The sequence below is a fragment of the Burkholderia sp. PAMC 28687 genome (assembly GCF_001577465.1).
GTDB lineage: Bacteria > Pseudomonadota > Gammaproteobacteria > Burkholderiales > Burkholderiaceae > Caballeronia.
In genome coordinates this window covers 1,008,532-1,020,800 of record NZ_CP014505.1, presented here as the reverse complement: position 1 = coordinate 1,020,800, position 12,269 = coordinate 1,008,532, and the positions used below count along the sequence as shown (strand labels likewise).

13 protein-coding genes are annotated in these 12,269 nt (G+C 57.4%); 7 read left to right on the top strand and 6 right to left on the bottom strand.

What is annotated here, in order from left to right; translation table 11 throughout:
* Positions 1-83: 83 nt before the first annotated feature.
* Positions 84-809 (bottom strand): hypothetical protein, encoded by a 726-nt coding sequence (locus AX768_RS04740; RefSeq protein WP_231941322.1) that lies wholly within the window; start codon positions 807-809, stop codon positions 84-86.
* Between the two features lie 68 nt (positions 810-877).
* On the opposite strand from AX768_RS04740, the gene AX768_RS04735 reads away from it, so the two are divergent.
* From AX768_RS04735 to AX768_RS04725, 3 genes are all read left to right on the top strand, one after another.
* Positions 878-1,267 carry a transposase gene (locus tag AX768_RS04735; protein WP_061998992.1) on the top strand — a complete coding sequence of 130 codons (390 nt, stop codon included), beginning with the start codon at positions 878-880 and terminating at the stop codon, positions 1,265-1,267.
* Entirely contained in the window at positions 1,264-2,163 is a 900-nt protein-coding gene (locus tag AX768_RS04730; RefSeq protein WP_061998991.1) for an IS3 family transposase, read from the top strand. The genes AX768_RS04735 and AX768_RS04730 overlap by 4 nt, the downstream gene beginning before the upstream one ends.
* A 319-nt stretch (positions 2,164-2,482) precedes the next feature.
* On the top strand, positions 2,483-2,677 hold the full coding sequence (locus AX768_RS04725) for a hypothetical protein (RefSeq protein ID WP_155524184.1): 195 nt from the start codon (positions 2,483-2,485) through the stop codon (positions 2,675-2,677).
* A gap of 825 nt (positions 2,678-3,502) precedes the next feature.
* On the opposite strand, the gene AX768_RS04715 is transcribed toward AX768_RS04725, so the two are convergent.
* Positions 3,503-3,793 carry a DUF3892 domain-containing protein gene (locus tag AX768_RS04715; RefSeq protein WP_061998988.1) on the bottom strand — a complete coding sequence of 97 codons (291 nt, stop codon included), beginning with the start codon at positions 3,791-3,793 and terminating at the stop codon, positions 3,503-3,505.
* A 673-nt stretch (positions 3,794-4,466) separates the two neighbouring features.
* Between AX768_RS04715 and AX768_RS33615 the strand changes: the two genes are divergently transcribed.
* Complete coding sequence (locus AX768_RS33615; protein ID WP_155524183.1) at positions 4,467-4,829, top strand: hypothetical protein; 363 nt, start codon at positions 4,467-4,469, stop codon at positions 4,827-4,829.
* Positions 4,830-5,154: 325 nt separating this feature from the next.
* Here AX768_RS33615 and AX768_RS04705 read toward each other — a convergent pair whose 3' ends face one another.
* From AX768_RS04705 to AX768_RS04690, 4 genes are all read right to left on the bottom strand, one after another.
* Complete coding sequence (locus tag AX768_RS04705) at positions 5,155-5,442, bottom strand: BrnA antitoxin family protein (RefSeq protein ID WP_061998986.1); 288 nt, start codon at positions 5,440-5,442, stop codon at positions 5,155-5,157.
* Positions 5,417-5,695, bottom strand: coding sequence for a BrnT family toxin (locus AX768_RS04700; RefSeq protein ID WP_061998985.1), 279 nt, complete (start codon positions 5,693-5,695; stop codon positions 5,417-5,419). The genes AX768_RS04705 and AX768_RS04700 overlap by 26 nt, the downstream gene beginning before the upstream one ends.
* A gap of 255 nt (positions 5,696-5,950) precedes the next feature.
* Positions 5,951-6,181 carry a hypothetical protein gene (locus AX768_RS04695; protein ID WP_061998984.1) on the bottom strand — a complete coding sequence of 77 codons (231 nt, stop codon included), beginning with the start codon at positions 6,179-6,181 and terminating at the stop codon, positions 5,951-5,953.
* 197 nt (positions 6,182-6,378) lie between these two features.
* Complete coding sequence (locus AX768_RS04690; protein ID WP_061998983.1) at positions 6,379-8,487, bottom strand: ATP-binding protein; 2,109 nt, start codon at positions 8,485-8,487, stop codon at positions 6,379-6,381.
* 908 nt (positions 8,488-9,395) lie between these two features.
* Between AX768_RS04690 and AX768_RS04685 the strand changes: the two genes are divergently transcribed.
* The 3 genes from AX768_RS04685 to AX768_RS04675 all read left to right on the top strand — a co-directional run bounded on the left by AX768_RS04685 (position 9,396) and on the right by AX768_RS04675 (position 12,209).
* Positions 9,396-10,745 carry an IS4 family transposase gene (locus AX768_RS04685; RefSeq protein ID WP_062000780.1) on the top strand — a complete coding sequence of 450 codons (1,350 nt, stop codon included), beginning with the start codon at positions 9,396-9,398 and terminating at the stop codon, positions 10,743-10,745.
* Between the two features lie 409 nt (positions 10,746-11,154).
* A complete protein-coding gene (locus AX768_RS04680) occupies positions 11,155-11,661 on the top strand; it encodes a helix-turn-helix domain-containing protein (protein ID WP_231941265.1) in 507 nt (168 codons plus the stop codon).
* A complete protein-coding gene (locus AX768_RS04675; RefSeq protein ID WP_197672636.1) occupies positions 11,658-12,209 on the top strand; it encodes an IS630 family transposase in 552 nt (183 codons plus the stop codon). Before AX768_RS04680 ends, AX768_RS04675 begins: the two co-directional genes overlap by 4 nt.
* Positions 12,210-12,269 lie beyond the last annotated feature (60 nt).

Sequence of the window (12,269 nt, the reverse complement as noted above, 5' to 3'; positions counted from 1 at the left end):
CGGTATTGATTGGTCGCGCGGTCCCGTGGCTTCGACACAGGCGTTAGGACTTTTCCCAAGGCGGCGGCTGAATGGCGTTTCACTCACCGGGCGGCGGCGTCCCATGCGTCCTGCTGCCGGTCCATGTGGCCGCCGAAAGCTCGTAACTCGTTGAACAGTTGTTCGTTGCCAAAGGCTCGCGCTGCCAGCGCAAAGCACAACAAGCCGCGATACACGTAGTTGAAGATATCGGTGAAGTGATCGAACCAAGGCAACGTCCCTTGCATCCCCTCTACATGAAAGCGTTGCGGATCGCCGCCCCACATCTCCATGCAGTGCGGGGAAGCACCGTGGACATACCCTGAATATGTCTTGCTGAGTGTCTCCATTACAGCGGCAAATGACGCCCGGTCGCCAGTGACGGAATCAGCACTGGCGATATAAGCCCGGATCTGCTTCCTTGGCACCATGGCTCGGGCAATGCGAGTCTCGGCCGGGCGGCGCGGATCTGCGTATTCCTCCTGCCAAAACCACATCAGGTAGTTGTCATGGGAGGGTGTGCGCTTACCCGTTATCTCGGCGAGCGACAGAAAATTAATATCCTCCTCGAACTCATCCAGCATCCGCTGGATAGCGCCTTGCTCCTGAATGAATCCGGCATCGTGGAGGACTCGCACAGCGTTCAATCCACTCACCACGCGCGCCAGCTTTTGAACGAGCGCCTGATGCACGGTCTTTTCCTTGAAGCGGAAAAAGAACCCTCCACCTTCGATGGGGACGGCTTCCGGCGCCGGCACACTTCGGACAAGCACCTGAAGCGCTGCCGTCATGTGCGGCGCCTCCGGTTTTTTTGGACACAGATTTGGGGTAAAACGTGTGTTCCAAACTGGAGTAGTTCATGTTGAAGAAAGCTGATGCGAATGCAGTTGCGCCAGAGTCGCTGGAAGGCGCGCGTAGCGCGACTGGAAGCGCCTCTGGCGCCCCCGAAGTCAAACGCTGGTCGACCGGGCGCAAACGTGGCGTGGTGCTCCGATTGCTGCGCGGCGAACCAGTCGATGCCGTGTCGCGCGAAGTTGGCGTGACGATCGCTGAGCTTGAATGCTGGCGTGAACAGGCTCTGGCGGGCATGGAGGCAGGTCTGAAGGCACGCACCAGCGATCCGTTGGAAGCCCGACTCAACGAGGCCGTCCGGCGCGTCGGCGAGCTCACGATGACAATCGAGATTTTGAACAAGGAACGCGAGCGGCAGGCCCGTCGCCCTTTGAGCGCTCGGAGATCATCGACATGAGCCACGAGATCTCCGTGAGCGTCGGCAAGCCCTTTGGATTGCAACGGGTTTGCCAGGTGCTCGACTTCCCGCGCTCGACGATCTACGCCGTACGTGCCAGAGCGAGCGCCGGCGTGACGCCGATGGTTGTGCGCAGGCGTGGGCCGAAGCCGAAGATGCCCGATGCTGACCTGCTCAAGGCCATCCGTGACGATCTGGCGGCTTCGCCCTTCAAGGGCGAGGGGCATCGCAAGGTCTGGGCACGGCTGCGCATCCTGCATGACATCCGTGTCTCCCGGACCCGCGTGTTGCGGCTGATGCGGGAGCACAGTCTGCTCTCGCCGCATCGTCAAGCGCGAGGCGAACCCATCCTTCACGACGGCCGGATTACAACTGATCGCCCCAATGAAATGTGGGGTACCGACGGCGTGCGCATCGCGACCGTGGACGACGGCATGGTGTGGATCTTCTGCGCCGTCGACCACTGCGACGGCATGTGCACCGGCATTCATGCCGCGAAAATTGGTGACCGTTTCGCCGCCCTCGAGCCGATCTCCCAGGGGCTGCTGGGCGAGTTTGGCTCCGTGGGTGCCGACGCGGGTCGCGGGCTGTCGCTGCGCATGGATCATGGTTCGCAGTACACCTCGGACAACTTTCGCGACCAGATCAAATTCTGGGGCATCGCGCCGAGCTACGCCTTCGTCGCCGAGCCGCAGACCAACGGCGTGGCCGAGAGGTTCAACCGAACCATGAAGGAGCAGGCTGTTCATGGACGTATCTTCAAAAACCTGGAGGAAGTTCGTGCCGCCGCTGTCGCGTTCAAGGATCGATACAACCGCGACTGGCGTCTTGAAAAGCTGGGCTTCAAATCACCCCTCGAAGCCCGTCAGGAAAGGCTGATGAAATTGGCCGCCTGAACTGCAAAAGTGTGTCCAAACAACCGGAGCCGATACAGCGCTGCCGTCATGTTCGCTATTGCGTGGTCGTAAAGTTGGTCCACTGCGGTCCTCTTATTCGTTGCGTGACTTCAGGCATCGCGGGCCGGGCAGCGCGCAAACCGTGGATACCAGGCCAAAAGCGCCATTTTCCCGGCGCCCTTTTTATAGCCGGTAAAAACCGCTCGCGCTCTGGCTGCGCGTCCCTTCTGCCTCATGCGTTGCGGCCGCCGTGCGCGTCCTGCAACGCTTCAAAGGCTTCGATCGCAATGGAACGGTACTTCGACGCAGCCGGGCGCGCGTGGGAGCGTCACACCCTCGGCGGCTCGATCAGCGCGGCCAGCTTCTTATCCCGGTGGCCATCGCAAAGAAGCGCGGCGCCAAGCCGGGTATTGGCGTGGCGCGTTTGAGCCAGCGGCTTGGGGTGTTTTTGTCGACGCCTGCCATTCGGCAGAAGTCCGATTGCTTCCAGTCGAGCACGACGAGCGCCGTCTGAAATCGTCAGGAGTCGTGCGTTGCCTTGCGCGTGCGTGAGGGGACAGACGAAAGCTGCCAAGAGTTGCCCACCCGCTTTCCCGGGTGGGCAAACGCCCTCCCCTTTCCTATCTTAACGGCTCAGATTGGAGCCATCTTCTAAAGAATGGCCCTCCGCCCTGCATTACAGATCGGACGTAAATAGCTGCGGCTGAAAATTCAGCGTGGCAACTTTTGCAGGTCTTGAATATTTATCAGCTTCTACGACTCAATCCTCGAACGCGCCGAAAATCTAGAAACGGCAACATTTCTTCTTAGAGCGCAAGCATTCCCGACGCGCCTCCGAACCACTGCACATCATCGTTCTGCTGCAAATATAGGCGTTGATAGAGTTCGGGATCAGCCGACGAAATGTCCTTCGAATCTCGAAAACCCAAAATTCTGAAGCTTCGCTCGTTCATGTCATCTAAAATTTTGACGACCTCGCTGTCGGCGCCAAACAAAAACCTAGACTCACGTACTGCTTTGATGAATTCGCGTTGTATGACCGCAAATCATCTCGGCTTCGTGGCCCACTGAGCAGTGCCTGGTAACAATCCAGAGTAGCGGCAAATATCGAAAAGCGACGGTCGAAAAGGTCAAGCCGAAGCTTCTGCCGAGTAGCGGCAAACTGTTGACCGTCTATCCATGCGACATAGATGCCGACCATAACGGGACCGAGCTCGGCTATGCTTTCGATAATGTTCACGGTTGCGTTGTAGCTAATCTCTATGGATAGTTCTCCTATCGCGGCCCGTCCGAGTGGGGGAACGCCATCTACGGCGATCCCCCATCCCAATACATATGATTAGGCGGGACATTCCGGCAAGCTCAACAGATTGTCGGCCGTCGTCGCATCACGACCCGTTCTAAGAAACTTGTGTCCTTGTTGAGTTTTCCAAATAAGCACGTCAGTCGTATAACCACCAGCAGTCACAAAGAAGGAATACTTGCCCTCCTCGATCGCAGATATGGCGTTTGCCTCGCTCATTTTCCAACGGGTTCCGTCCACATTAATACCGCCAATATTGCGGATTGCTTCGTGCCGACTTAGACGGTCAAATTTGTTAATGCATTTCACTTCTACGCGTTGTGACATTCTTGGTCCCTACTTTGGAAAGGCCCGGACAGCGTATGCCGCCCGGCGTTGGACATTATTTTTTCCCACCCTTGCCGGCGCCGTTGTGCGCCGGTCGATGCATTGTGTAGGTCTGCCCTGGTTTCGGAGTAGGAGGCAGTGGCTCACCTCGTACTACCGTTCGCTCCTTCCCGGTATCACCACCTCGAGGACCCTTAATCTCATACTCGCCGCTACGTGGTGCTTTTTCGCCTGGTTTGTAGCTTGTTGCCATGATAAATACCTTTTCTCTTAGCGAGGACGAGGCTTGACACTGCTTTATGAGCAGCCAATACTCACGCCCTACGCGTTTCGAAATCAGCCGCTCTCGCATGGGGATGTGTCGCAGCTGGCCTGCACAAGGGCCGCATCTTTTACAGGTGCGGCCCTTTTTTCGTGCAAGTAGACATTACCGTGAACTTCAATCCTAATACCTAAGAAAAACACAAAATGTTGTGTTTTTTTGGCCACTCTTTGCTACCAGTTGTATCAGCGCACTTCCGCAAGCGTTCGCTTGTAAATTTTCAGTTACGATTTTGATCGCGTGAGCACGTATTAGAGAAGGAAGGTGAATGTCCCAAAATTATGCGATGAATACCCAGTTGACCGAGCGTGACTTGTTTCCGCTTCGAAGAGAAAAGTCCATTGCAACTTGATGTCGCTTGAGTATCTGATCCGCTGTTTTCTTGCACGCTTAGATGGAAAAGACTCGGTCGCTGATTTTCCGCATGTCGCGCATGTTGGAGAGAACGTTATAGCCACTCCGCTTACGGACTATCGTTCATTGAGCAATCTCATTCGAGATTTCAACAGTGACGCCAAGCGCTACGATCGGGACCTGATATCCGACAAAATTGTTGCTCTTCGAGACGTCCCCGCGCACGGCCGGCTTGGAGCGACACAAATTGACGAAGGGTTTCGTCTGCTTAAGTACAAACTTCCCGAGCGCGGCAATGTAGGTCACTCGGAATGTCGAGGTGACAAAAGAATGGATGGAAAAGCAAAACCTGCTGGATAGGCAGTCCATATCAACTGCGGTCACACACTCCAACTTTCGCTTTCCCGGCAATATTCGCATGGAACGACGCAGCCCTCAAGTCGGGTAGCTGGATGGGTAGCTAGACGACAATTCTTGCATTTATTTACAATAAGTATTCGATTTTTATATGAATAAAAACGCTATCGCGAACAATACGACATTGTCTTGATGTGATCATGCCACGCCGGAAAGGACCGCATAAAGAGCGCCCATGAAAGCCGCGCCCGAACTAAGAGCCTGAGATTGTTCTAAGCCCGACGCTCGCGAGCACGGCGTTCGATCCGTAGGAAAACGCATGGTGCAGCTATACCGTCAACTCTTTCGGCGAATGCGTTTTCAGCCACTCAGACAGCACCAGATCAATCCGTGTCTGCCAGCCATCTCCAGTTTCCTTGAAAGCCGCCACCACCTGCGGCGACAGTCGAAGCGAAAGCGGAACCTTGGTCGGAGCCTTCTGGCTGCCACGTACCCCAACTTTCGCGCGCAAAGATGGCGGCAACGCGTTCTCACCGCGCTCGAACGTCTTCAGATCGTCAGTCGTGAGTTCACGCACTTCACCGTGCTCATCAATCATGGGTTTGCGTGCTGTCATAGCGTTTTACCTCTCTCGAATTAGCCTTGCGAAAACTGATTACGCGGATCCCATCATCGGTTTCAGTGAAACACAGCACATGCAAACGGGCGTCAAGGAAGCCGAGCGCAATGTACCGAACCTCGCCGTACTCGCGCCGTTCGTCGGAGCCTATAAGGGCGGTTCCGAAATCAAAGTCCACTGCACGCTCAAAGGAAAGGCCACGGTCGGTGATGTTTCGAGAATTCTTGTTCGGATCGAAGGTGACGTGCATGAACCTAATTGTATATACAAAATACGTATAATGCAAAGAGAAAGCGTTGAGCTAGTGCCGGGTCGTGCACGTCCCGCCCATACGCTGCACGTCCTTGTTCCGTAGCAGGACGAGCGAGAGGCCAGCTTCGTTGGGAGGTTGCCATGTACACCTTCATTTCCCCTCGCCGTCGGGTTCGCCACATTGATGTGAAAAAGATCAGCGAACCTCCAAGTGGCTCGAAGTAGCGGCCGCCAGGGTGCCGCACACCCCACTTCAATCCAGCAACACCCCCGGCCGCACCTTGATCTTCGAACCCGCTCCGGCCTGCATTCCTGCCATCAATGTTTCGCGGCCCTTGCGCGTGACGCAGGTCGTCGAAAAGATCAGTTCGGCGTAACCCAGTTCCCGAAAATGCGCGGCAATCGTGGCGGGTATCCTCCCGCTTCCGTTAATTGCCAGTTCGAGCAGCCAGTCCAGTTCGAATTCGGTGAGGTCGTTGTGCATTGCGCTCTCCAATCTTCAATAGCATCGTTTTCTGGAGCAGACAAAAGCTGTGACTGGCATCGATACGGCCGCTCGAAATGTTCAAGATCAACGGCCCCTCGATCGATACCGATCGAATATACGCACGCAAACAGCGGCCAGATTCAGCCGCGCCACATCGTGTCCGGAATTTTTTTATCGGTGAAACAGAAAATCGCTCAACTGAAAGACTTATGCAAACTCCTGTCGATCGCTGCGACCAGGGCATGCAGCGAAACCGGCTTGCTCAAATGCCCGTCGAAGCCGGCATCCAGCGCTTTTTTCACGTCCTGCTCGCGGCCAAAACCCGTAAGCGCAAGCGCCGGAATTCTCGCGGTTCGCGGCGTGCTGCGCATCTGCCGGATCATCTCGTAGCCGTTCATGGTCGGCATGCCGATGTCCGAAAGCACCACGTCGAACTCCTGCTGCGTCGTGGCCACGAGCGCCTGCTCCGCGCTCGGCTCAGCCCGCACATGCGCGCCTTCCATTTCCAGCAACGTGCGAAACGCTTCGAGCGCTTCGACGGAATCATCGACAAGCAGCACGCGCAGGCCCGTCAGGATGCTCGGATCGACGAGTTCGCGCGGCGCTTCCCCGCGCGGCGACGGCGCATTCTCCGGCAACCACAGCCTGAAGCGCGCGCCCTGTCCCAACCCTGCCGACTCCGCCTCGATGCGCCCGCCATGCAACTCTGCAAGCTGCTTCACGAGCGACAGTCCGATACCGAGACCACCGCGATCGCGACGGCCGCCGCCATCGGCCTGACTGAACATCTCGAAGATGCGTGGCAGAAAGTCCGGCGCAATGCCCTGCCCGGTGTCCGTCACGTCAAGGCATACGGAACCCGCAAGCTGCGATATCGCCAACTGCACGCGCCCGCCGCGCGGCGTGAATTTCAGCGCATTGCGCACGAGATTCCAGATCATCTGCTCGACGCGTTCGGCGTCGGCGTAAATCATCATGGCGGCGTCGGCGCCTGTCATCGATAAATCGATACCCCCCGAAACCGCATCCGCCGTGCTTGCTTGCACGACTGCACGCAACATCGACGTCACGTCCACCGGCGAGAACCGCAGCGCGAGCTTGCCCGTGCGCACGCGCGACAAATCCAGCAGGTCGTCGATGATCTTCGCCTGTCCCGCCACCGCGCGCTGGATGGCGTCGGCGGCATCCTGGACGATCGCGTTGTCGCGCACCTCGGGGGTGCGCGTGAGCAGCTCGGCCTTGACGTGAATCAGGTTGAGCGGGTTCTTCAACTCATGCGACAGGACAGAAAAGAACTCGTCCTTCACGCGATTTGCGGCTTCGGCTTGTGTGCGAATGGCGCGCTCCAGCGCCAGCGTGAGTTGCTGCGGACTTTCGACGCCGGTCTTGCCGGTGACATCGCGGGAGATCGTCGCGAAGCCCCGGAACGAACCCGATTCGACGGGCGTCGTCACGCCGCTGCAGAAGACCTCTACGCCATCGCTGCGCACATGCCAGCGTTCGTCTTCTGCGCGCCCGGCCTGGGTAGCCCGCTGGCGTTCCATCTGCGGCACGTGTGCGTCGCGGTCATCGGGAAGAAAGATGAGATCGATAGGCTTGCCGCGCACTTCGCTTTCCAGGTAGCCGAAAATGCGCTGCGCGCCGCCGTTCCACATGACCACGAGACCATCCATGTCCTGCACGATGATTGCATAGTCGTCCGTGGTGACGGCCGCGAGCCACAGGCGTTCTTCGCTGCTGCGCATGGCGGTTTCGGCGGCGCGACGCACGGTGATGTCGATCAGGGCGATCACGGCGCCGTCGATGTGCTCACCCGCCCTGCGATATGGCAATACGCGCGCGATAAACCATTCGCCTCGATCCGAGCCGATCTCGCGTTCGGTCAGTTTGAACTCGTTGAATGCGGCGCGGGCGTCGGCGGCCATGTCGGGATAATCGAGCCCATGGGTGATATGAAGCAGGGACCGCCCGATATCCGATGCACTCAGCCGGAACAATTCGGCCGCACGCGGCGTGTATCGTTTGATCCGCAGTTCGCGATCGACGGCCACCGTTGCTACACCGGTGGAGGTGATCAGGTCTTGCAGCTCGTCGTTGGCGTCGACGGTTTCGGCGACTGTATCGGCCAGCGCGATGTTCACCGTGACGAGTTCTTCATTGACCGACTGAAGCTCTTCCTTACCTGCTTCGAGCCCCTCGCCGGTAGAACGAAGCTCCCCATTGATCGCCTGTAATTCCTCATTCAGGGCCTTCGAGTCAGAGGACGAAATAATAAGGGAGCCCGGTTGGGTTGAAGGATTCATCGGAAGCTCCTTCCGAGAACCGGCAAATCGCACGAACAATCGACGCAAAAAGCGTACGAACGCGGGGCGAGCCGGCCAATCTGTTTCCTGAGAATTCGCGCCGGGTGTCCTTCCGCCACGCGAGATATATCAGGATGGGTGGCGTTATTTTTCGCCGTCCTTTTAACTGATACTAGTCGCTATTGGCAAATGCGGTCGAGACAATATCGGGATTAATCAGGCGGATGTAGTTATAAGGCTGCACCACCTACACCTGTGAACCTGTTCACCGTTTAATCGGTAGAAACGAATTAGCGCCGTACAAAAAATGCGGGAAAAAGGCCCGGTAAAATCTAATTGAGTCCCACCGCCCAAAACAGCTAAACCGGCAACGATGACCCACTCCATCCCTCTCCGCGTTACGATCTTTTCGCCGCCGTTACGTAACGCTGCGGCGTAACAGCCCGGTGAATGTGACCGGCTGGGGACGCTACGGGGTGTAGCAGCAATCGTGTTCTCTTCGAAATACGTGGCACGTCTCGTGCACCTAAAACGTATCGCATTGACCAGTGCGGGTCTGAACGAGAACGCTCAGACAATAAAAGCACACGGCTCGAATCAAACAGGCCACCATTAATAGCAACCGAATTGTGGCGCAACCGGGGAATTAAATTGAATAACTATCTTATCGAAAAAGATCTCGTGCATCTTGAACGCGTGGTAAACAAGATTGCCGCGAGTCACGGGCTTTCTCTGTCGTACTGGAGAAAACGCGTGGACTCGATGTTGTCCTTGACGCCATTGCGTTATACACATCTCTGATCGGTGGTCGCTGAGCGCAGAGAAACATGTTTACTTTCAATGACATGGAGTGGGGGCTTGTAAACTTTCGGCAAATCGCGTTTACTTTCGCTTTTTGAGTGAACGTATTGGTCACCGAAACGACGCCCTGGACCCAGACGGAATTCGAGCAACTCGAGCTCGGCGATGCGCGCCTGAACAAGCGAGCGAGGCTTTTGATGCAACGATTGGCGGCCGACCCGATGGCCAGTGTCCCCAAGGCATGCCAGGGTTGGGGCGAGACGATGGCGGCGTACCGCTTCTTCGACAACGAGAACGTCGACTGGCACGCGATTCTCGAGCCCCATTGGCAGCACACGCAAAAGCGGATGGAAGCGCATCGTGTGGTGCTGTGCCTGCAAGACACCACGGAGCTGGACTTTAACGGTCAAGGCACGTTCGGACTCGGACCACTGAGCTATGAGGCCCAGCGCGGCATGTATCTGCATCCGACCTACGCGGTCACGCCGCAGCGCGAGCCCTTGGGTATTTTGGACGCGTGGATGTGGGCGCGCGAGAAGAAGGACGAATCGGGCAAGCGCGGCGGGCTGAAGGAAAGTCTGCGTTGGATCGAGGGGTATGAACGCATTGCCGAGATGGCACCGAGCCTGCCATCCACGCGCCTGGTGTACGTGGCGGACCGCGAAGCGGACCTGATGGCGCTCATGGAGCGCGCCCAAGCACTGGGTACGCCGGCCGACTGGCTGGTACGTGCCACGCATAACCGCTGCTTGCCGGAGGGAGACAAGCTGTGGGACCGCGCGACCCGTGGCGAATCCATCGGGCAGATCAGCTTCACAATGGCCTCGCGTCATGGTGTCAAGGCACGCACGGTGCGCCAGCACCTGTGGATGCAGCGCGTAGAGTTGCCCACAGGCCGAGGCAAGTGCGTGGCGGCCACCTGTCTGGTCGCGCGCGAGTTTGATGCGCCCGCGGGAGTCAAGCCGATCGAATGGCGCTTGCTGACCAACCGCGTGGCGACGACCTCGGAAGAGGCGATCGAATTGATCGACTGGTATCGAACGCGCTGGGAAATTGAGATGTTGTTCAACATCTTGAAGAATGCTTGCCGCGTCGAGGCGCTTCAGCTCGGCTCGATCGAACAGCTCGAGCGCGCATTGGCGCTGTTCCTGGTAGTGGCTTGGCGCGTGGCCTATCTGATGCGGCTGGGACGCACTTGCCCCGATCTGGACGCGCATCTTTTCTTTGATCCAGACGAAATTCGCAGTGCCTACCTGTTCACGAAAGTACCCCGTCCGACCCAGCCCAAGCTCAATGAAGTATTGCGCCTGATCGCACGCCTGGGGGGATTCCTCGGACGCAAAAGCGACGGCGAACCCGGCGCGAAAACGATCTGGCTCGGACTCAGGGAAGTTCATATTGCCGCAAAAACACTGCGCCTATTACGCGAAGCCGACGGCGACGACACTTGTGTATAACGCGATGCCTTGACGCTCATGCCCGCCCAGCGCAAACGAGTTGGGCAAATACACGCGGCCATCTCGATGCTCGAAGACTCGAATTCAAGACCGGCGTCCACGTGTGGCTGAAATATTGACGTCCCTGGCGCTCCGGCAACTGCGAAGGCAGGCCTGCCGGAAGCCGCACATCCAACTCAACAAGCGACATCGCGTTGCCCTCGGCCTCAACGTCGAACCAGCACACCCGGTATCAGGTTTGATAATAGGCAATGCGTTAAACACATATTCCAGCATTTGGAAAAGTGAAGATACGCACTGGCGCGATTATTAAATAAATATGAAGCGCGCCTGTTTCAATCCTCCTTTTTAATAATGCTGGACACGGTCTTTTTATATTTCTAAGTGTGCGGAGTAAACGAATTTCAGAATGGCGAGTCTGACAGGCAATCCCATCCTGATTACCTGCCTGCCGATGAAATGTGCTGTTGAACTGACCGAAGCGGAGACGAAGACCTTGCAACAACTCTCGCGCAAGCATCCTCATCAAGACTTTCGAACCCGAGGGCTGGGTCTGCTGGAGCTTGGCAGCGGCCGACGGGTTCATGAGATCGCCGTCGAGCTCGATGTGAGCGACAAGTCGGTGTACAACTGGGTGCATTCCTGGAACGACAGGGGCCTGTGTGGTTTGCTGACCGGGCATAAAGGCGGGCGGCCTCGCGCGTTGTCTGATGCCTTGATCGCCACTGCCATCGAAGCGGCCCGCACCGAATCGATGACGCTCAAGCAGATCGCGCTGCGCATTGAGGAGGTGCATGGCCAGCCTTTGCCATGCCGCCTGGAAACGCTGTCGGTGGCGCTCAAGCGCGCGGGGTTTTCCTACAAACGTGGCCGCTACTCGCTCAAAAAAAGCGCGACGAACTGGAGTTCGCCGTGAAAGCAGGCACGCTCTCAAAGTTGCAGCAGGCCGCTCGTGATGGGGCGTGCCGCCTGGTCTACTTTGACCAATCAGGGTTCTGCGCTTCACCGCCGGTGCAACGCGGCTGGTCGCCCATCGGCGAGCCACACCGTGTTGTTCCTCGGCCGCATTGCAGACGCTCGGTCCTCGGCGCATTTGATTTCGGCGCCAACCTTCTGAAGCATGAAGTCAGCAAGGCGACCATCAAACGCCCCGCCGTCGTTGAGTTTCTTGACCAGATCGCGAAGGACGGCTCGCCCGGTCTGATGACGGTGGTCGTCCTCGACAACGCCTCGATTCATCACAACATCGAGCAGGAAACGATCGACCGGTGGTTTCTCGAGCATCGCATGGTGCTCTTCCATCTGCCGCCCTACAGTCCCGAGCTGAACCTGATCGAAATCGTTTGGAAGCATGCAAAGTATCACTGGCGACGTTTCGTTACCTGGACCAAGGAAACCATCGATGCTGAGATCGGCAAACTGCTCGCCGCCTACGGCTCAGAATTTGAAATCCGTTTCGCCTGAACACTTAAGATCGATTTTCCGTCGGCTCCGCTGCTCGCGCATCCGCGCCTCGCAGACGCT